The following is a 19,371-nucleotide window of genomic DNA, read 5'->3' as shown; positions in this document are numbered from 1 at the left end:
CCTGGGTTCACTCCTTTCAAGAGTTGCTAAACACGTTTCGAGAACAATCAATGGAATCGAATAAACATAAATGAATGGCGAAGGATTCGGTTATCTTCGCCACCTGGAATTTTCCAATTCTATCGGTTTAATACCATGAATGCAATAACTACCCCGATAATAGGTAGGGCTTCAACTAACGCAACCCCGATGAACATTGTAGTTTGAAGCGTACCACGTAATTCAGGCTGACGCGCTACACCCTCTACTGTACGTCCTACGATAAGACCGTTACCAATACCTGCACCAATTGCTGATAAACCAATTGCGATCGCTGCTGCTAAAATACCAATTGAACCTGTCATTTCTGTTTTTCCTCCTTAAATGTATGAAAACATAATATTTTTTTGTTTTTGTTCATGACTATGAACGGTTATTTTAATGGTCATGACTCACTTTGTGAGACATGTAAACCATTGTTAACATGGTAAAAATGTAAGCTTGGATAGAGCCGACAAACACAGAGAAACCTTGCCAAACTAATGTTAACGGTATTGCGGCAATGGTACCCGCAATTCCTTGGTGGGCTAATCCGCCTGCCAATAGTGATAACAGCAATTCACCTGCGAAGATGTTACCGTAAAGACGCAGACCAAGTGTTAATGTGTTCGCGAATTCCTCAATAATCTTTAAAGGAAATAAGAATTTCATTGGGCTGAAGAATGTTTCTCCATATCCCTTGACACCTTTTAACTTCACGCCATAAAAATGAGTTAAACCCAAGATCATTACAGCGAGAGTTAACGTGATGATTGGGTCAGCTGTTGGTGATTTCCACCAAAGTGTTCCATCAATCACAATTGAAAACGGCAAACCTAACATATTGGATACAAAGATATACATGATGAGTGTGATTCCAAGGATATGAAATCTTCCCCCATCCTTCCAATCCATTGTGCTATTGATGATCCCTTTTACAAAGTCCATCACCCATTCAAAGAAGTTCTGCATCCCTGTTGGTTTCATAGCCAGCTTGCGGGTAGAAAGAACGGCAATTAGAAAAACAATGACACTTGCTACAGTGATCATCAGGATATTGGCGCCATTAAACCATAGACCCAAGAATTCAAACTCAGGAGCTTTATGTTCCATATGTACTCACCTCACTTCCCCTTCATTTATGTTGATGCATTGCATTGTAAAAATAATCTATCATAATGACAATATAGGATGTCATTAGTCCTATCACATAGGTAAAAATATTAAAATATTCCGGGTACTTCAAGGCGATTGCTGCTCCAATACCCGCTGTCGCCATCCTTGATAAGGAGCCTAGAGACCGGGGTTTTTTCCCCTCTGATACTTGTTTATCAAACTTCTCAGTCTTCCTTACCAGGAGTAAAAGGTTAAGAAAACCGAAGCATGTCCCTAAAACCAATCCTAAAAAGATCGTATGGTACGTCGTGAAGCCCCAGCCAAGAACATATATGGCCAACAAGTAGAATATCCATTTCTTTTGCCTGTTGTACATGACTCTGAAATCTGGCATTATTATTTATCTCCTGAATAGAAATGGCGAATTGAAAGAAGCATAGAATAAGTTCCCGCTGCCAGTCCCAAAAGCAGTCCGATTATTAAGAAAATTGGTTCGGTATTCCAATGCCGATCCAGCCATCTGCCGGCAAAAATACCTATGAGAATGGAGCCAACTAACTGGGAGACAATCGCGGACATTAACGCCATTGCTTGGAATGGGTTGCGGTTATTTTGACGCATATGATCACATCCTCACTCTGGAGAGAATGTCAAATGGCAAGTGACAAATACATTCCATAGAAACTATCTTTATATAGATAAATCGACATGAAAACCCTATCATTGACACCCTTTGTTAGCATACAATAGCCACTTGTCAATGTCAATGAATTTACGTGAATTATACCACAATCTACTATTAATAATTTCTGAATCTTTGACACCTTTGTTAACTCTTTAATTGTATTGTAAATTTTGAATAATTTTAGTCTAATTTGTGTCTATTTTGTGAACTTTTAATTGAATTTTAATCTAATTCTCATGAATAATTATTTTTTAACACCTGTTTAAGTGCTCTTTTTGGACTTTTTTTAGATAATAAAAGGCTGGAGTACCTATTGCCCCAGCCTTGATTCTAGTCATCCTTCTTTTCGACCATGATCATCCTCTCGATAAAATCCTCCTTACCTGCCTTTTTCGCAAAAACCTTTACAAGATAAGTACCTGGTGCCGGCAGCTGCTCTTTCGGGATGATCTTGCGGAGCTGCCCCTTTTTCACATTTGTTTCCGTATCTAGGAAGCCGACAAACCGGTAATCCTCCGGGTTAAACAATGCAATGCCAAACTCCTCAGCCCCACCTGGCAGGTACACCTCATAGCGGTATTCTCCCGGTCTGTCGCCATACGCAAAATCAAAGCCCATCACCCTCGGATATCCCGGCTCCTCGAGTACATACAGATAAGGGATTTGAATCAACTCTGAACCTGCCTCAAGCTGGAGAAAACCATCATGGATCTTCCTTTTAAAAACTTGCGGGTCTATTTGCAATACGATGGTAATTTCTTTAGACTCCCTTGGTCCGAGCGTAAACGATAACGGAAACCGCCAGCTGACACCCTCGACTTGGTGCGGAATTTTAAAAGAATAGCGCTGCGTTTTCTCACCCGTATTTTCTATTTTTAATATGGCCTTATGGCTATTGTTCTCCTCGGTATATTTCCCAAAGCGCAGGCTGCTTGGGGTTACGAGCGACGTGGTCTGAATGGCGTCATCAACCTGAATGCGGCCAGCCCCCTGCTCATACGTGCGGTATATGGCGTCGTTGTTTGGCCCGATTGGTTTGGCCGTATTCATCAACGCTGCCTTAATCTGCGCCGGCGTCCACTCCGGGTGCGCCTGCTTAATTAACGCACAAGCCCCCGCCACATGCGGTGCGGCCATACTGGTGCCTTGCAGCGATAAGTATCCGCCTGGAATCGTCGAATTGATGGCCACCCCCGGCGCGACAATATCGGGCTTTATTTCCCATGTTCCCGTTACAGGCCCCCGGGAACTGAAGTCCGCGAGCCGGTCGCGCTCTTCGCTTATTAGAACCCTTGCCGCCACACTATGTTCTTTTAATCTTTTTTGTAAAATCACTCCGTCACCCTGAGCGAGTGCTCCGACTGGGATGTTCATCGGAGCATCGAGGTTGCCCATGAAGCTGCCGCTCAAGTTATTGTAAATCAATACCGCTTTTGCCCCCGCTTCATAGGCGTTCTTTGCTTTTTCGGTAAACGCTATCGTCCCACGTTTGATTAGCAACATTTTCCCCTGAACATTGTGAAGGTCCTCTTTACGACCTAAGCCGCCGTCGGCTAATTCGAGCGAGCGATCAAGACCCCAGTTTGCTGAACCGTCTAATGGCTGGACGCGCATTAGTTTCCGACTTCCTTCTATTATTAACGAAGGGATTTCCATTGTCGGCGTCGATGCCCCCACAGATATCGCCTTGGAGGCGGTGCCAGGGGAACCGACTGTCCACACACTCGGGCCGGAATTCCCGGAAGCTGCCACGGCAACAATGCCCTTATCAACGGCACGGTTTAAAGCGAGGGAGATCGGCAGGTCAGGTCCGTTAATATCATTTCCTAGGGAAAGGTTAACAACATCCACTTTGTCTTTGATCGCTTGTTCAATCGCGGCGAGTACCTGCTCCGTCGTTCCACCCCCGCCAGGCCCGAGCGCGCGGTAAGCAACAATTTTGGCCTCAGGGGCAACGCCTTTTATTTTTCCATTTGCCGCAATGATTCCGGCGACATGGGTGCCATGGATGGTCGCTTTGCCGACCGCGAGGGTCTCCATCGGATCTCTGTCATTGTCGACAAGGTCGTGGCCGCCAGCATAATTGCTTTTTAAATCAGGGTGAGTATAGTCTACCCCGGTATCAATGACCCCGACAGTGATCCCTTTGCCGGTGAGGCGTTGGTTGTGGTGGTCAAAGATTCGGCGCACTTCTTCCCCGCCAATGATTTTGACGCCCTCTTCTGATTCCGCCTGGTATTTAGCGACAGGCGATACAGTGAGGATGCGCTGTTGTTTGCTTAGCCTCAAGATGGCCTCAGGGCTGGCCTCAATAGAAAAACCATCGAGTGCTTCCCGAAAAATCCGTCTTAGTTTTACGTCTTTATAGGGGGTGATTATTTGCTTGATTTCTTGCTCGGATTGCGGTTGTTTTAGTACAACAATCGCTACTTGTGTGGATTTTGGTATGGGCGGGTGGATGAGTACGGTTGAGGTGGTTTGTAAGGTTAGAAGGATTGATATAAGCCATTTCATTCATTGATTCCCCTTTTTCCTCTAGCGTTTTCTTTCAAAGGGGAAAGTATGCAGTCGGGAGGGAGAAAGTATTGCGTTGTTCGTTTTTTCCCTGTGGAAGGAAGGTTTAAGGAGTGAAGCAGGTTTTTGGCCACACCTCGTTGCTCTATTAGTAAAAACTCCTGAAATTCCTTGACTGTCAAGGGCGCGTTCATTAATAGAAAGTAGTCTCTTACTGTTTGGATATGGGCCTCTTTAGAGTACGACTTGCACCACGAGCAATACCAGGCGGCTGACACTCTTATCATCGGGATCGTTTTACAATTTGGACATTGAACTCCGGGGAGGATATCAGATTTAGGAATACTATAGGTTTTGAGGATTTCAGGGTAGGAAGGAATTCTTTCGGATAAGAGGTAATCTGTCATTTTGTTTATAGCTTTGCCTTTTAGGATGGGGCTTTGATATTTTGCAGCAATTTGCGCGACCTTTTCCTCTAAATTTTCCGCATATATCATGTGCTCGAATATATGTTCATTTCCCAGGTTAGTCTTTAGGATGGTTGAATTTCTACTAAATACGACTAAGTACTCGATCGGCATGGGGGTTATTTTATGCATCATGTTCCAATTCATTAATTGTCTTTGATGCCGTTTAGCCTGTGTCAGGGGGTTGGGGATGCCTTCCTCGATATCCTTATACGTCCTAATGACGCCGTTTGTATTTTTATCAAAAAACAACGTTCCCGTTATATTCTTGATTTCTAAAACCAGGCCAAACATCTGCGAAAGGATATAACTATCGATTTGAAAGGTGTTTTTGTTTTTCAAACGAAGGTCATTGATAATGCGATATGGTTCATCTGGCAGGTAACTAAGATAATAATCAACATTTTTCTCCCCAGCAAAGCCTGTTTTCCAATTAATTAGCTCCTTTTCAATATCCTTGTGTCTTGAATGCGATTTGATGATCCTTTGCAACAGTGCCTCTCGCTGTAATAGCGGGATGGGAATAGACCTTTCATTTACTATCATCAGTATTCCTCCTTTTTTAACTATTCAACACCTAGATTTCCACCATTTAGGGTAAAATTCCTTCTGATTAATTTAGAACTCTTTGTGAACGTTGTTTTTTTGGAGGAATTTATTGGATTTAGAAGGAAATTTACCTGCTTTTTAGTAAGTGATTTTTGATTGGCTGATTTTTTGAAGGGTTTGGCTCATTTCTTGGGGGGATTGGCTCAAATTTGGCAAGCATTGGCCGATTTTACCAAACTATTGGCTCATTTTTCGCCAGCAATGGCTGTTTTTCCATTAATATCCAGACAAATACCACAAAAAAAGCCGAGCATCTCTGCTCGACTTTATTATTTCGTACCAAATAAACGGTCACCGGCATCGCCTAGACCTGGGACGATGTAGCCATGGTCATTTAATTTCTCGTCTAATGCGGCGATATAGATATCCACATCCGGATGAGCTGCCTTTACGGCCTCCACGCCTTCAGGTGCAGCGATTAAACACATAAATTTAATATGCTTCGCCCCGCGCTTTTTCAAAGAATTGATCGCTTCGATAGCTGATCCTCCTGTTGCCAGCATTGGATCAACCACGATAAAATCACGCTCTTCTACGTCACTTGGAAGCTTTATATAGTATTCAACCGGCATTAATGTTTCTGGGTCGCGGTATAAGCCAACATGGCCTACCTTAGCAGCCGGGATTAACTTTAAGATCCCATCGACCATTCCGATTCCGGCACGTAGGATTGGCACGATACCGATTTTTTTACCAGAAAGAACCTTTGATTTCGCCGGGCAGACTGGTGTCTCAATATCGATATCCTCAAGTGACATATCTCTTGTGATTTCGAATGCCATCAGAGTTGCGACTTCGTCAACAAGTTCGCGGAACTCCTTTGTTCCTGTATTTTTATCACGTATGTACGTAAGTTTATGCTGGATTAGCGGGTGGTCGAAAACGTATACCTTTGCCACAATAATCGCCCCTTTATCTAAAATTAATCATCGCCTCATTTTACAGAAAAAAGACCCATAGAGCAACTCTTGTCCATATGCTTTGAGAGACAAAAAAGTAGAGTGAATATTCCCTCTATAAAAGCTTCCTCGAATCCCGGTCAATAAAGGCTTATTTTAAGTTTTTAGCGGGGCAATTTATCCGGGATTTATTTTGAACCACGAAAAAATGGACCTCCATCCCTAAAATGAAGGCCCATTTCGAAAAAATCTATTAATACTCTGGATATAGGGTGAATTTGTTTGTTAATGCTTCAACGCTTCCACGTGCCTCGTCTAGCTTAGCTTCGTCTTCGTGATTTTTCAATGTGAAGGCGATGATAGATGCGATTTCGTCCATATCCTCTAAACCAAAACCACGGCTAGTAACGGCTGCAGTACCGATCCGGATTCCACTCGTTACAAATGGGCTATTTTGATCATATGGAATAGTGTTTTTATTAACGGTAATGCCGACTTCATCCAAAACATGTTCCGCAATCTTTCCTGTTAAGCCAAGGCTTGTTACATCGACCAATAGCAAATGATTATCCGTACCGCCAGATACAAGCTTCAAGCCTTCTTTTTGCAGGCTTTCTGCCAGACGGCTCGCATTTGCGATAATATTTGCAGCATATTCTTTAAAGCTGTCCTGTAGTGCTTCACCAAAAGCAACGGCTTTTGCTGCAATTACATGCATAAGTGGACCGCCTTGGATTCCAGGGAAGATGGATTTATCAATTTTCTTGCCAAATTCCTCTTTGCAAAAAATCATCCCGCCGCGAGGACCTCTTAGTGTTTTGTGGGTCGTAGTTGTAACGAAGTCTGCGTATGGTACTGGGTTTTGATGCAAACCAGCTGCAACAAGTCCAGCAATGTGAGCCATATCGACCATTAGATAAGCACCGACCTCATCGGCAATCTCACGGAACTTCGCAAAGTCAATTGCACGTGGGTACGCACTCGCGCCTGCAACGATCAGCTTAGGTTTGTGAGCTAATGCTTTTTCGCGTACATCATCATAATTGATGCGGTGAGTGGTTTCGTCCACACCATATTCAACGAAGTTATATTGAACACCACTGAAGTTCACGGGGCTACCGTGTGTTAAGTGTCCGCCGTGAGATAGGTTCATACCAAGAACAGTATCGCCCTGCTCGAGGATGGTGAAGTAAACCGCCATGTTGGCTTGTGCCCCTGAATGCGGCTGAACGTTTACGTATTCCGCTCCGAAAATTTGCTTTGCACGATCGCGGGCAAGATCTTCGACTACATCCACATATTCACAGCCGCCATAATAACGGCGTCCTGGATAACCTTCTGCATACTTATTCGTTAATACAGAACCTTGTGCTTCCATTACTGCTTCACTTACAAAGTTTTCTGAGGCAATTAATTCAATTTTTGAACGCTGACGTCCTAATTCCTGCTGAATCGCTTGAAAAACCTGATCATCCGCTTGAGACAAATGCTTCATCCTACATCCTCCTTTTATATGTCAACCAATAAAATTCAAAATTCGAAAATTCCTTCTTCATTCTAACACATCTTTCGGATTTTGCCACCATAAACTCTATAAAAATAGTAAAAAAGGTGCCTGTAACCATTAATAACCGAACAATAGTGAAAATATTGGTAATGGTGCCTGTCACCATTTGCACTACGAGCAGCTAATATTCTCGATGTTTTTTTCGTAGACGGCGCGGGCGCCGCCGATTAGTTTTGGACGGGCTTTGGCTAGGGTGACGAGTGCATGCCCGACGCTTTTTTGCTTGACGCGGACGGGAACGGCGACATGTTTTAGATGCATGCCGATTAGTGTTTGGCCAATGTCAATCCCGGCCTCCGCCTTAATGAATTCCACGACAATCGGGTCTTCTATTTGGCCAAAAGCATAGGTTGCCATCGCACCGCCTGCCGTACGGACGGGAACAACGGAAACTTCCTCATACCCCCGCTCGGCCGCAGCTGAACGCTCCATGACCAATGCCCGGTTTAAATGCTCACAGCATTGAAAGGCAAGTTGAATTCCCGTATTATTCTGAAGATTTTTCAGCTGCCCGTAGATCATTTCAGCCACTTCGACTGTTCCTGAAGTACCAATTCGTTCGCCAATGACTTCACTGGTGCTGCAGCCAACAACTAGCAGCTGTCCTGGCTTTAGTGCAGCCTGTTCTTGAAAGTCCACTAAAATTGCTGCAAGCTCTTTTTCCCAATCACGAATCATAAAACATACCCTTCTTTCAGCCTTGCTTAGAGGTGCGTTTTTTCATACTCGGTTATTTTTCCAATTCGGTTCGCATGACGGCCGCCTTCAAATTCTCCAGTCAGCCAAATCTCAGCAATATCACGTGCCAGTCCTGGTCCAATGACGCGTTCGCCCATCGCGAGCATATTGGAATCATTATGTGCACGCGTTGCGCGGGCACTAAAGGTATCATGAACAAGGGCACAGCGGATGCCTTTTACCTTATTGGCTGCAATGCTCATCCCAATCCCCGTACCACAAATCAAAATACCCCGATCAAACTCACCGCTTGCTACCTTTTCAGCTGCAGGCAAAGCATAATCCGGAAAATCCACTGATGTTTCACAATCACAGCCAAAATCTACGTATTCAATTTTTAATTCATCCAATAAATTGGCGATTTCCTTACGTATATTGACACCGCCATGATCTGACGCTAATGCCACTTTCATATAAATCCTCCTGTTCCTCTTATCATAAAATTCAAAAAACGAATGGTTGTGTCCTCCCCAACAAACAAGCTTTGCTTCCATCAGCATACTGCCTGTCCAAGGATAATCTGTATTCATTTTGACACACCGTCCCAAAAATTTAAAGCAGAAACCTTCATCATCTTAGGTTTTTAAACCCAAAAACAATAGCCCTCTTTTTCATAAGAGAGCTCTACCTTGTTTATTCTTATTTAGTTTTTTCAAAAAAGCTTTACGCCATTCGCCATTCACTGTGATTTAAATTTTTCAATCGCCTTATCAATTAATCTCTCTAATTCGCGATATGTCTCCTCGTAGATCGCAAGGCTGCCGCCGTATGGGTCAACAACATCCTGATTGCCAGTTTCGCCGATATATTCCTTCAACGTAAACACCTTCATCACTGCCTGGGGAAGCTGCTGCTGAATCGCGAATTTGTGAGAACTTGTCATCGTTAAGATGAGATCGGCCCACTGGGCGGCCTCCGCTGTTAGCATTTGTGAGCGATGATTATGCGGGATTTGATTGTCATCCAGAACCTGTTTCGCATGGGTGGACGCCTCACTGCCGTTTGCCGCATAAATCCCAGCCGACTTTACCTCAACATCAGTAAGTTTTTTATTTTTTAAAATCGCTTCTGCCATCGGACTCCTGCATGTATTTCCTGTACAAACAAACAAAATATGACGCAACCTGAGTCGCCCCCTTTCCTTAGAATTTTACCCTAGAAATGGTTAAATGAACCAGTTTTTTAAAAATAAACCTAAGTAGCCTCCCGCTTTAACAAGGGACCATTTTTCCATCATCTCTAGTCTAGCATATTTAGAAAAAGGTTTTAAATGATTCATAGTTTCTATTACCAAATTTGTGCAAGCAGCTTTAAACCAAACCCAAGTAGAATGGTTCCTCCTAAAGCCTCGCTATAGGTCCCCAACCAGCCTTGAACCTTTTTTCCCAGCAAAAGGCCTGCCCATGTTTGTACGGTTGCCGCGATTCCAAAGCACAATAGAACCATAATCGTTTTGGCTCCATAGATCCCTAAGGTCAAACCAACTGAAAAACTATCAAGACTCACACTTAATGCAAATAACAGTAAGCCGAAGCCTACTGGTGTGATTACCTTCGATTCCTCTTTTTTCATGGTCGACCAAATCATTTGCACACCGAGGACAATGAGGAGCAAGCCCCCAATTATCGTTGCAAAGACGCCGAATTTTTCTGAGAGAAATTTTCCTGCTATGAGGCCTAAGAGCGGCATCCATACATGGAATAAGCCAATCGTCAGGCCAATATTAAAAATCTTCCTCAGCCGCAGTTTGTACATTCCCATGCCAAGACCAACCGAGAAGGCATCCATTCCAAGTGCAAATGCCATTATCATTAGTGTTAAAAGTTCGCCAACCATTTCTGACATTCATCTACGCCTCCTTGGACTAACTATCCTAGCCTATGCACGTCCAATCGGAAATAGAAGTGAGATTGGCAAAAGGAATCCAAGGTAGAAAAAAACACCGAAGCTCCTCGCTCGGAGTTTCGGTGTTATTCGGTGATAAGCCTATGGCCCGCTGCCTTTTCAAGACGGTTCATGATGGCATGTCCCACGCCTTCATTCGGGAAAATTTCGCTAAAAATAATATCCACTTGCCCCTGGTTGAAGCTTCGTAACGTATCATAGAGAGCGGCCGCAACTGTATCAAGTTCGGTCCTTCTGCCACATGATAGAACCAGTTCAGCCTCATAAAAGCCGCGATTTTCCTCCGTAGTCAACACACCAACCCGGAGCCCTTCCGCTTGCTTCTCTGTTACTAATTTTTGCAAAAATTCCTTCGGGCCTGCCACCATATAAAGCGGGGCATTTGGCGCGTAATGCTGATATTTCATGCCAGGTGCCTTTGGACGTGCGGACTGATTCTTTAAAGCCGCATCCTCTTCAACTTCGCCGACCACTGCCTCGAGCTGCTCTTTTGTTACGCCGCCTGGTCTTAAGATCATGGGGATCCGGGCGGTACAATCGATAACAGTTGATTCAACGCCCACGCCTGTTACCCCGCCGTCCAACACACCAGCAATTTTTCCATTTAAATCATCTAGTACATGTTCAGCCTTAGTCGGGCTCGGCTTTCCAGAACTGTTGGCACTAGGGGCAGCGATCGGCAATCCACAAGTTTTCAACAGCGCCAGCGCGACCGGATGATCCGGCATCCTAACCGCCACTGTGTCGAGACCGGCAGTTGCCTTTTCAGACAAAACGCCTTCCTTCCTTTTAAAAATAATCGTCAGCGGTCCGGGCCAAAAGGCATCGATTAGTTTTGCCGCCGTTTCAGGGACTTCGGTTACAAATCTACTAAGCTGGCTGCGATCGGCGATGTGAATTATTAACGGATTATCCCCGGGTCGTCCTTTCGCTGCGAAAATTTTAGCGACTGCTTCATCATTTTCGGCATTACCGCCAAGGCCGTAAACAGTCTCTGTTGGCAGGGCGACGACTTCATTTTTTCTTAGAAAATTGGCTGCATCCACAACCTGTGGATTATTTTCGAGATTATCCACATATTTATCCACTTTCCAAACGTTTGTGTTCATAGTTATCCACCTTTATTGATGACGAGACTTTTATCGAATTTTGGCGAATTTACACGGAAAAACTCCTATTTGTTCACCTTGTACGTTTGAAAGTATAAAAGAAGGTGGGTATAAATACAAGTTTTATCCACAAATTGTGTATAACTTCTTTGAAAAAGTGGATAACTTTGTGGATTAATCCACAACTAGATAGAAAATTTTAAAAATAATGAGTTATCCACATTTAAAACGTGTCGAATATGCTCAGATGTATAAAATTCTGTGGGTATTGTTTCTCGTTCGATTTTTTGAAAGCCCATTAATTCAAAAAAGGGTAAGGCCACACTTTTATTTGTTGCCAAAAACAAGCTTTTCATCCCTTTTTCTTTTGCTAATTGAACCATTGGGTCAAAAAGGACAAAGATTTCTTTATCGGCTTGTCCAGGTGAAACCACCAGTGAACGCAGCATGCCGTGTTCATTGAATGCCTCCATACCAAGTGAACCGCGGATTGTGCCGTCCTCATTTTCTAATAGGAGGAAATAGTTAATCGTTTCTGCGGTTATTCCATCGGTCCCTAGGTTTGCTCTTGTCAGGAACTCTCGTATATTTTCCAAATCTTCTTGATTAGCTCTGCGAATTAATGACTGCATCCTATCCACCTCGTTTAAAAGATTCTACTCTATTACTATGAAAAACTAGAGATAATAGAACTGCTAAATGCTTAATTTTTATTAGAAAACTCGCCTATTGGCGAGCCCCTACGGGCGAAGACAAAGGCGTAGTTGCATTTATACCTGATAGGAAAGTTATACTTTCCTATCGGCTCACAAAAAACCAGTCCGGCGCTGGACTGGTTTAGTTAAACATTTTCTCCCACATTTCCACTACGAAGAACTTTACCTTTACTGGTTCTTCGTCCCTAGCTGTATAAATAGGTGCTTCTTTCTTCGCTGCCTTCTTGGCCTTTTTTACTTCTTTTACATGCTTCTTTGTAATCTGTACTTCCTCTGTTTGTTTTTTCTCGTCTTGTAATTCTACTTCAGGCTTCTTTTCTACATGTACTTCATCTACCATTGTTTTTTCTACTTGGACTTCTTCTACCATTTTCCTCTGAACTTGAGCTCCTTCTTTCGCAGGCTGTTCCACTTCTTCTGCTGTTTCAGTTTGTTCATCTTCCACTACTGGAGGGGCAGATGTGACGACAGCCTCATCTGTTTTAAGATCCTCCTGTTTCTTTTTACTAATGGTTTCAGCTTTTGCCACATGCTTTTCCTCAAAGCCGTCACTTACAGCAACACCATTTGAAAAATCAAGGAAGCATAACGGCGGATATAAAACACACCACCAGTTCGCCCCCTCACCTTTGCCTAACGTAATCAAAATCGCTTGGTATTCCCCGGCCGGATATAAGTACTGGCCATATAATTTAGTTGGAAAGCTAACTTTTCCAAACTCGACCTTTACAGACTGATTAGAACCTTGTTCATGGACTACTTTTTCTGCAATTTCCTGAATTTCCGGAAGCTTGCCATTGATGACCTTCTTTGCTTCGTTCATGGAGGTCAAATCTTGCACCCAAACTGTGATTTGCGCATTAACTGCATCGCGCACCTTGCGTTTGATGGCTTGATCCTCTTCAAAGTCACTGTTTGCCAAAATCCTGAGGCGAATCGCTTCCCCTGGAATGACGATCGATTCCTTTGCTGCTGCTTCAGTTTTTGGCATATATAAATTCAACATTGTTCCCAATGATAAAATGACTAAGTATCCCCAAACTATTAGTTTACCTCTCATCTCTAGCACATCCCCTTTGCCCTTCGATAGTTTCATTTTGGACAAAGAATAAGAATCTTAAACTAGTAAATTTGAAAAACTCTATTAAAATGGGGAGAGCACTAAAAAGTCCTCAAAATGTAAGTTGTGTATCAAAATTGTCTGTTGATTTCCACTCCAGGCGGCTTCGCTTTCCGCGGGCGTGCCGGTGAGCCTCCTCGGCGCTTATGCGCCTGCGGGGTCTCCCCTGCCCCGTACTCCCGCAGGAGTCTACGCCGCCTTCCGCTCCAATCAACAGAGTTCTTTTACTTAGTCTAAATTAAAAAAAGGATATTAAACCCAAATTGAGTTTAACATCCTTTTATTTCGGCAAAAACCATCCGATCCCTGCCATTAATATCATTAACTATTTCGACATTAACCTTTGGAAAAGTTGTTCGCAACAGCTCTGCTACCGCTTCCCCCTGTCCCATGCCGATTTCAAAACAGACAAGCGCGGTTGGAGCGAGGACCTGTGGCAGTTCCGCCATAAAACGGCGGTAAAAATCCAAGCCATCATCACCAGCAAACAAGGCCCGATGCGGCTCATGCTCTGTTACAACCTCAGACATTGTTTCGATGTCTACGCGTGGAATATAAGGCGGATTCGATACCACTACATCCAGTTTTTCGCCATTCTCCATAAACGGCCTGAGCAAATCCCCCTGAATAAACCGGACATCCGCCCCAAGCCGGGCAGCATTCTCCCGCGCTACCGCAAGCGATCCCTCCGCAATATCAGTGGCCGTCACCTTAATGGTGCCTGTCACCGTTTGTAACGTCTCCGTATTATTATTGGTGCCTGTCACCTTTTGCATTGCCGCCAGCTGGTATTCCAGTTTCAACGTGATGGCGATAGCGCCGCTGCCTGTACCGATATCGGCTAAGCGGATTTCTTGGTGGCTGTTGAAGATATCCTTCATGCGCTGGAGTGTTCCATAGACGAGTTCTTCTGTTTCTGGCCGTGGGATGAGGACCTCGTCGTTGACGATGAAAGTCCGGCCGTAGAATTCTTCTGATCCGATTAGGTACTGGACCGGAACACCTTCTTCAACATGCTCCCGCACTGCCTTCTCAAACGCTTCCCAGACGCTTAGCTCTAAATCCTCTCGCATATTGGCAAACAACTGCGCCCGGGACATACCCGTAAAATGCCGGAGTAATAGTTCGCCGGCGTTCGCATCACGCCCCGCCTCAACTAAAAAAGAAGAAGCCCATTTTAGGGCCTCAAATACTTTTTTACTCATTAGATGCCTCTTCTAGTCTTTTTGCCTGTTCATCCATAATCAACGCATCAATGATTTCATCAAGCTTACCCTCAACAATTTGATCTAATTTTTGAAGTGTTAAGCCAATACGGTGATCGGTTACCCGATTTTGCGGGAAGTTGTACGTGCGAATTCGTTCAGAACGGTCACCCGTTCCTACCGCCGATTTACGAACCTGGTCATATTCAGCCTGTGCTTCTTGCTGGAATTTATCATAAACACGGGCACGTAATACTTTCATCGCTTTATCCCGGTTCTTATGCTGGGATTTTTCATCCTGGATTGAAACCATAATTCCAGTTGGAAGGTGTGTCAAACGAACAGCTGACATCGTCGTGTTAACGGATTGTCCGCCGGCGCCGCTTGAAGCAAACGTATCGAATCGGATATCTTTTTCATGAATTTCATATTCAAATTCCTCAGCTTCCGGCAAACAAACAACCGTTGCTGTTGAAGTGTGAATCCGGCCGCCAGATTCAGTTTCCGGAACACGCTGTACGCGGTGGGCACCACTCTCAAACTTCAATTTGGAGTAAGCACCTTGACCATTAATCATAAAACTGATTTCCTTATAGCCGCCAAGTCCTGTTGGGCTGGCATCAATAAGGTCCGTCTTCCAGCCTTGGGCTTCTGCATACCGGCTGTACATCCGGTAAAGGGTACCTGCAAACAATGCCGCCTCATCCCCACCGGCCGCACCACGGATTTCAAAGATAACGTTTTTGTCATCGTTCGGATCCTTTGGAACAAGAAGGATTTTCATTTTAGCTTCAAGCTCCTCAATTTGGGCCTCAAGCTCATTGACTTCTTCCTTCACCATTTCACGCATTTCGGCATCAAGCTTCTCATCAAGCATTGCCTTTGCATCTTGGAGCTGTTCACGAGCCTCTTTATATTGGCGGTAGGTTTGTACGGTTTCTTGTATATCAGATTGTTCTTTTGAGTATTCGCGAAGTTTTTTTGAATCATTAATAATTTCTGGATCGCTTAAAAGTTCGTTCAACTTTTCATAGCGATCTTCCACAGATTGAAGACGATCAAACACAGTTAATTCACCTCGAGTTTTAGTCCATAACATTCTAATTATAGTATAGGTGAAAACCCCCGTCAAAACCAAATTGAGGGAGAAATTTTTTATTGAGGCCAAGCCCTTTTTTTTCATACAAAAAAACATGCCCTAAATCAGAGCATGTTACCTGCGGTCTTCTTGGACGCGTACTTCGATATTATAACGCGGTAGTGCTTTAACCAGCTTCCTATGAAGGCGCGCCTCCGCATCGTTTCTAGCTTTATCAGAAAGCATCCCTTTTTTATAAACAGTTACCCACATGCGGTCACCGTTAATCCAAACAGAATCTGTTCTAAATTCGTTTGTACCAGCAATCACTTGTTTTGCTTTGTTGATATCGTTGCCGTGATTGGTCGCACCTGCTTCACCACCGCTGCCCGTCCGTTTTAGATCAAGGAAGTTCGGGTTTTGATTGGTGATATCGTCTTCTACCATGTGCTGTTTGTTTTTACCGCGATCTGCTGTGGAATCAATATTATTGCCACGGATGTTCATTTGGTCAGAATTCTTTTTGCGAAGGTTATTGGCATTATCATCCGAACCAAGGTACGCTCCCTGACAGCCGCTTAATAGAAACATACACATGATACTTACGAGAGACATCCACTTTTTCAGCATTCTTACACCTCCCAATATTATCATGCCCGGCCCTGATGGATTTGAGCGTGAGAAATCTTTCCAAGGCTAAGTTCATTAGGAGGTATAAGGGAGATTCCGCCTTTTTTGAACATAATACCGCCGATTCCACCTATACCGCGAATTCAGTCAACATTCCGCCCAAACCCCAGATAATACCGCCAACCAAACACCGATATCCCGGCCTAAATCCAGCCACAAAAAAACTGCCTGAGAAATCAACCCTCAGACAGTGTTAACGGTGACAGGCACCAATTATCATTTTTTCACATTGCTAACCACGTTAACGGTGACAGGCACCCATTAGCGTGCTGGTACCGGTGATGTTTTTGGGACTTCGTGGTGGTGGCGGCAGCGCGGCTCGTACGCTTCAGCAGCACCGACTAATATAACTGGGTCATGGTAGGATGCTGGACGGCCGTCGATCAAACGCTGTGTTCGGCTGGATGGTGAACCGCACACCGTACAAACAGCCTGAAGCTTTGTTACCGACTCTGCTACAGCCATTAACGCCGGCATCTGGCCAAACGGCTCGCCGCGGAAATCCATATCAAGGCCAGCACAAATCACTCGGTGGCCGCTGTCAGCTAACTGCTGAACTACTCGGACAATCCCCTCATCAAAAAACTGAACTTCATCTATCGCAATAATATCAATATCTGCCTCTACATGATGCAGAATCTCAATGGAATGGGAAATAGGCTTCGCATGAAAAGAAGTGCCATTATGGGAAACTACAGACTGCTCACTGTAGCGATTATCAATTTTCGGCTTAAACACAGCTATATTTTGCTTTGCAAACTGAGCCCGCCTAACCCGACGAATCAATTCCTCTGATTTTCCGGAAAACATACTGCCGCAGATAACCTCAACCCATCCGCTTTGTTTCATTAAATACATAAACGGTGTCTCCTTCCTATAACGAACCCTGTTACGACTATATGGTATATTTTAAGCTGAATCCTCAACTATATTTAAGTATTTTTCCTGCAAATCTATGTGAATACTCTAATTTTTTTCAATAAAAAACAGGCAAGCCATAGGTCCTCTTGCCTGTTCCCTGAGTAATTATTGTTGTTGTTGTGACTTAAGGCCGTATTTTTTGTTGAAACGATCAACACGTCCGCCTGCTTCAGCGAATTTTTGACGACCAGTATAGAATGGATGACATTCAGAACAAGTTTCAACACGGATTTCATTTTTAACTGAACCAGTTTCAAACGTATTACCGCATGCACAAGTCACCTTTACCATTTTATAATTAGGATGAATTCCTGTTTTCATTTCTTTTCAGCTCCTTCCGCCCTGAATCATTCGAAACAGAGTTATATAAATGCTTATCTTTTCGAACAAGCACCAATTACATAAAAGACACTGCACCCATTATAACAAGGGTAACCCAATTTTGCAAGCTGGGATTTGTTGGTTTCTTTTTGAAAAAATAACCTATCTCAGGCCCTCTACACGGCTTGTCCTAAGCACAATCCATTACGAACGGCGACTCTTTAACTCCTCGCTTAATTGAGCGAAAAATTCTTCATTCGACTTCGTCTGGCGTAATTTTTTCAAGAAGCGCTCGGCAAAATCTGGTGAATCAGACATCGATTTGCGAATCGCCCATAATTTATCCAAATGATCCTTCGGAATAAGCAGCTCTTCCTTACGCGTACCAGAGCGGCGAATATCAAGCGCAGGGAAAATACGGCGCTCCGCAAGCCCACGGTCAAGATGCAGTTCCATATTACCAGTTCCTTTGAATTCTTCATAAATGACATCATCCATCCGTGAACCGGTATCGACAAGTGCCGTAGCAAGAATCGTCAAGCTGCCGCCCTCTTCAATATTACGAGCCGCCCCGAAGAAACGCTTCGGACGGTGGAACGCTGCCGGGTCAATACCACCGGAAAGCGTACGTCCGCTTGGCGGGATGACCAGGTTATAGGCACGAGCCAAACGCGTAATACTATCCATCAGAATCACAACATCGCGCTTATGCTCCACTAAACGCATCGCACGGTCAAGCACGAGCTCAGCCACTTTAATATGGTTCTCAGGCACCTCATCAAACGTCGAGCTGACGACATCACCAGCGACAGAACGCTCAATATCGGTTACCTCTTCCGGACGTTCGTCAATTAACAGCACGATTAACTCGACATCGGGATGGTTGGTTGTAATGCTGTTAGCAATTTCCTTTATCAGCATTGTTTTTCCGGCTTTTGGCGGTGCCACAATTAGACCACGCTGTCCAAAACCAACCGGCGCCACTACATCCATAATCCTCGTAGACAGATGTTTTGGCGTTGTTTCCAGCTTCATTTGTCTATCTGGATACAGCGGAGTTAAAGCTGGGAAATAAACACGCTCTTTCGCTGATTCTGGGTCTTCCCCGTTGACCGCCTCCACATGGAGCAAGCCATAATAGCGTTCATTTTCTTTTGGAGGTCGAACCTTACCGGACACCTTGTCGCCATTACGAAGATCAAAACGGCGGATTTGCGAAGCGGAAATGTAAATATCCTCTGAGCTAGGCGAATAGTTGATTGGCCGTAAAAATCCAAAGCCCTCTGATTGAATGATCTCGAGTACGCCTTCCATGAAGAAAAAGCCCTGTTGTTCGGCGCGAGATTTTAAGATCGCAAAAATTAGTTCTTTTTTCGTTAATTTGCTGTAGTAGGTTACTTTATATTCGCGAGCAAGCTCATAAAGTTCCTTCAGCTTCATATTCTCTAAACTTGAAATTGTTAATTCCATTTGTACACCACTCTTTAAAATTTTTCCAGCAAATCCGCTTGTGTTTAGCGAGAGATTGTCCAGTTAGATAATTATTAGATAATAGAGGAATTGAAAATAGAAGTAGATAAAGAAATGAATAGGATTGCAGAATATATGCATATTAAAAACAATTACTATTTTACCCTCTGTACAAAAAATTAATCAACTAAAAAATATTTATTCCATTACTGGTAATAATTTC

General features: G+C 43.9%; 21 protein-coding genes. All 21 read right to left on the bottom strand.

Annotation, left to right across the window (positions count from 1 at the left end; translation table 11 throughout):
* Positions 1 to 119 precede the first annotated feature (119 nt).
* The 21 genes from atpE to rho all read right to left on the bottom strand — a co-directional run bounded on the left by atpE (position 120) and on the right by rho (position 19,148).
* On the bottom strand, positions 120 to 344 hold the full coding sequence (atpE, locus tag COD92_RS14005) for a F0F1 ATP synthase subunit C (protein WP_098527772.1): 225 nt from the start codon (positions 342 to 344) through the stop codon (positions 120 to 122).
* A 73-nt stretch (positions 345 to 417) separates the two neighbouring features.
* Entirely contained in the window at positions 418 to 1,131 is a 714-nt protein-coding gene (gene atpB, locus COD92_RS14000) for a F0F1 ATP synthase subunit A (protein ID WP_098527771.1), read from the bottom strand.
* Positions 1,132 to 1,153: 22 nt separating this feature from the next.
* Entirely contained in the window at positions 1,154 to 1,528 is a 375-nt protein-coding gene (locus COD92_RS13995; RefSeq protein WP_098527770.1) for an ATP synthase subunit I, read from the bottom strand.
* 2 nt (positions 1,529 to 1,530) lie between these two features.
* A complete protein-coding gene (locus COD92_RS13990; protein ID WP_098527769.1) occupies positions 1,531 to 1,755 on the bottom strand; it encodes an AtpZ/AtpI family protein in 225 nt (74 codons plus the stop codon).
* Between the two features lie 394 nt (positions 1,756 to 2,149).
* A complete protein-coding gene (locus COD92_RS13985; RefSeq protein WP_098996418.1) occupies positions 2,150 to 4,333 on the bottom strand; it encodes a S8 family serine peptidase in 2,184 nt (727 codons plus the stop codon).
* Entirely contained in the window at positions 4,330 to 5,346 is a 1,017-nt protein-coding gene (locus tag COD92_RS13980; protein ID WP_098527767.1) for a nuclease-related domain-containing protein, read from the bottom strand. The genes COD92_RS13985 and COD92_RS13980 overlap by 4 nt, the downstream gene beginning before the upstream one ends.
* 332 nt (positions 5,347 to 5,678) lie before the next feature.
* Positions 5,679 to 6,308: a uracil phosphoribosyltransferase gene (gene upp, locus COD92_RS13975; RefSeq protein ID WP_098527766.1), complete on the bottom strand. Its 630-nt coding sequence runs from the start codon at positions 6,306 to 6,308 to the stop codon at positions 5,679 to 5,681.
* Between the two features lie 253 nt (positions 6,309 to 6,561).
* Positions 6,562 to 7,803 carry a serine hydroxymethyltransferase gene (gene glyA / locus COD92_RS13970; RefSeq protein WP_098996417.1) on the bottom strand — a complete coding sequence of 414 codons (1,242 nt, stop codon included), beginning with the start codon at positions 7,801 to 7,803 and terminating at the stop codon, positions 6,562 to 6,564.
* A 183-nt stretch (positions 7,804 to 7,986) separates the two neighbouring features.
* Positions 7,987 to 8,553 (bottom strand): TIGR01440 family protein, encoded by a 567-nt coding sequence (locus COD92_RS13965; protein ID WP_098527764.1) that lies wholly within the window; start codon positions 8,551 to 8,553, stop codon positions 7,987 to 7,989.
* 26 nt (positions 8,554 to 8,579) lie between these two features.
* Entirely contained in the window at positions 8,580 to 9,026 is a 447-nt protein-coding gene (gene rpiB / locus COD92_RS13960; protein WP_098527763.1) for a ribose 5-phosphate isomerase B, read from the bottom strand.
* Between the two features lie 266 nt (positions 9,027 to 9,292).
* Positions 9,293 to 9,736 carry a low molecular weight protein arginine phosphatase gene (locus tag COD92_RS13955; RefSeq protein WP_098527762.1) on the bottom strand — a complete coding sequence of 148 codons (444 nt, stop codon included), beginning with the start codon at positions 9,734 to 9,736 and terminating at the stop codon, positions 9,293 to 9,295.
* Positions 9,737 to 9,900: 164 nt separating this feature from the next.
* Positions 9,901 to 10,458 carry a manganese efflux pump MntP gene (locus tag COD92_RS13950; RefSeq protein WP_098527761.1) on the bottom strand — a complete coding sequence of 186 codons (558 nt, stop codon included), beginning with the start codon at positions 10,456 to 10,458 and terminating at the stop codon, positions 9,901 to 9,903.
* A 125-nt stretch (positions 10,459 to 10,583) separates the two neighbouring features.
* Positions 10,584 to 11,627 (bottom strand): L-threonylcarbamoyladenylate synthase, encoded by a 1,044-nt coding sequence (locus COD92_RS13945; RefSeq protein WP_098527760.1) that lies wholly within the window; start codon positions 11,625 to 11,627, stop codon positions 10,584 to 10,586.
* Between the two features lie 185 nt (positions 11,628 to 11,812).
* Positions 11,813 to 12,259 (bottom strand): GNAT family N-acetyltransferase, encoded by a 447-nt coding sequence (locus tag COD92_RS13940; RefSeq protein WP_098527759.1) that lies wholly within the window; start codon positions 12,257 to 12,259, stop codon positions 11,813 to 11,815.
* Positions 12,260 to 12,464: 205 nt separating this feature from the next.
* Complete coding sequence (spoIIR, locus tag COD92_RS13935; protein ID WP_098527758.1) at positions 12,465 to 13,403, bottom strand: stage II sporulation protein R; 939 nt, start codon at positions 13,401 to 13,403, stop codon at positions 12,465 to 12,467.
* Positions 13,404 to 13,732: 329 nt separating this feature from the next.
* Positions 13,733 to 14,668 (bottom strand): peptide chain release factor N(5)-glutamine methyltransferase, encoded by a 936-nt coding sequence (gene prmC / locus COD92_RS13930; RefSeq protein ID WP_098527757.1) that lies wholly within the window; start codon positions 14,666 to 14,668, stop codon positions 13,733 to 13,735.
* The gene (gene prfA / locus COD92_RS13925) at positions 14,661 to 15,734 is read right to left on the bottom strand and encodes a peptide chain release factor 1 (RefSeq protein WP_098527756.1); all 1,074 of its coding nucleotides are present in this window, start codon (positions 15,732 to 15,734) and stop codon (positions 14,661 to 14,663) included. Before prfA ends, prmC begins: the two co-directional genes overlap by 8 nt.
* Before the next feature lie 147 nt (positions 15,735 to 15,881).
* The gene (locus COD92_RS13920; protein ID WP_098527755.1) at positions 15,882 to 16,376 is read right to left on the bottom strand and encodes a hypothetical protein; all 495 of its coding nucleotides are present in this window, start codon (positions 16,374 to 16,376) and stop codon (positions 15,882 to 15,884) included.
* Positions 16,377 to 16,697: 321 nt separating this feature from the next.
* Positions 16,698 to 17,294 (bottom strand): thymidine kinase, encoded by a 597-nt coding sequence (locus COD92_RS13915; protein WP_098527754.1) that lies wholly within the window; start codon positions 17,292 to 17,294, stop codon positions 16,698 to 16,700.
* Positions 17,295 to 17,462: 168 nt separating this feature from the next.
* Positions 17,463 to 17,678 carry a 50S ribosomal protein L31 gene (gene rpmE, locus COD92_RS13910; protein WP_098527753.1) on the bottom strand — a complete coding sequence of 72 codons (216 nt, stop codon included), beginning with the start codon at positions 17,676 to 17,678 and terminating at the stop codon, positions 17,463 to 17,465.
* Between the two features lie 204 nt (positions 17,679 to 17,882).
* Positions 17,883 to 19,148 carry a transcription termination factor Rho gene (rho, locus tag COD92_RS13905; protein WP_098527752.1) on the bottom strand — a complete coding sequence of 422 codons (1,266 nt, stop codon included), beginning with the start codon at positions 19,146 to 19,148 and terminating at the stop codon, positions 17,883 to 17,885.
* Between the last annotated feature and the right edge of the window lie 223 nt (positions 19,149 to 19,371).

The sequence above is a fragment of the Bacillus sp. AFS037270 genome (assembly GCF_002585305.1).
This window is presented reverse-complemented; position numbering and strand designations above follow the sequence as displayed.

Excerpts from the sequence above, each read along its gene's own strand:
- glyA (WP_098996417.1), bottom strand. The coding sequence starts at position 7,803 with ATGAAGCATTTGTCTCAAGCGGATGATCAGGTTTTTCAAGCGATTCAG.
- COD92_RS13940 (WP_098527759.1), bottom strand. The coding sequence starts at position 12,259 with ATGCAGTCATTAATTCGCAGAGCTAATCAAGAAGATTTGGAAAATATA.
- prmC (WP_098527757.1), bottom strand. The coding sequence starts at position 14,668 with ATGAGTAAAAAAGTATTTGAGGCCCTAAAATGGGCTTCTTCTTTTTTA.
- COD92_RS13915 (WP_098527754.1), bottom strand. The coding sequence starts at position 17,294 with ATGTATTTAATGAAACAAAGCGGATGGGTTGAGGTTATCTGCGGCAGT.
- COD92_RS13985 (WP_098996418.1), bottom strand. The coding sequence starts at position 4,333 with ATGAAATGGCTTATATCAATCCTTCTAACCTTACAAACCACCTCAACC.
- COD92_RS13995 (WP_098527770.1), bottom strand. The coding sequence starts at position 1,528 with ATGCCAGATTTCAGAGTCATGTACAACAGGCAAAAGAAATGGATATTC.
- COD92_RS13950 (WP_098527761.1), bottom strand. The coding sequence starts at position 10,458 with ATGTCAGAAATGGTTGGCGAACTTTTAACACTAATGATAATGGCATTT.
- COD92_RS13965 (WP_098527764.1), bottom strand. The coding sequence starts at position 8,553 with ATGATTCGTGATTGGGAAAAAGAGCTTGCAGCAATTTTAGTGGACTTT.
- atpB (WP_098527771.1), bottom strand. The coding sequence starts at position 1,131 with ATGGAACATAAAGCTCCTGAGTTTGAATTCTTGGGTCTATGGTTTAAT.
- COD92_RS13945 (WP_098527760.1), bottom strand. The coding sequence starts at position 11,627 with ATGAACACAAACGTTTGGAAAGTGGATAAATATGTGGATAATCTCGAA.
- atpE (WP_098527772.1), bottom strand. The coding sequence starts at position 344 with ATGACAGGTTCAATTGGTATTTTAGCAGCAGCGATCGCAATTGGTTTA.
- rpiB (WP_098527763.1), bottom strand. The coding sequence starts at position 9,026 with ATGAAAGTGGCATTAGCGTCAGATCATGGCGGTGTCAATATACGTAAG.
- COD92_RS13920 (WP_098527755.1), bottom strand. The coding sequence starts at position 16,376 with ATGCTGAAAAAGTGGATGTCTCTCGTAAGTATCATGTGTATGTTTCTA.
- spoIIR (WP_098527758.1), bottom strand. The coding sequence starts at position 13,403 with ATGAGAGGTAAACTAATAGTTTGGGGATACTTAGTCATTTTATCATTG.
- rpmE (WP_098527753.1), bottom strand. The coding sequence starts at position 17,678 with ATGAAAACAGGAATTCATCCTAATTATAAAATGGTAAAGGTGACTTGT.
- COD92_RS13990 (WP_098527769.1), bottom strand. The coding sequence starts at position 1,755 with ATGCGTCAAAATAACCGCAACCCATTCCAAGCAATGGCGTTAATGTCC.
- COD92_RS13980 (WP_098527767.1), bottom strand. The coding sequence starts at position 5,346 with ATGATAGTAAATGAAAGGTCTATTCCCATCCCGCTATTACAGCGAGAG.
- rho (WP_098527752.1), bottom strand. The coding sequence starts at position 19,148 with ATGGAATTAACAATTTCAAGTTTAGAGAATATGAAGCTGAAGGAACTT.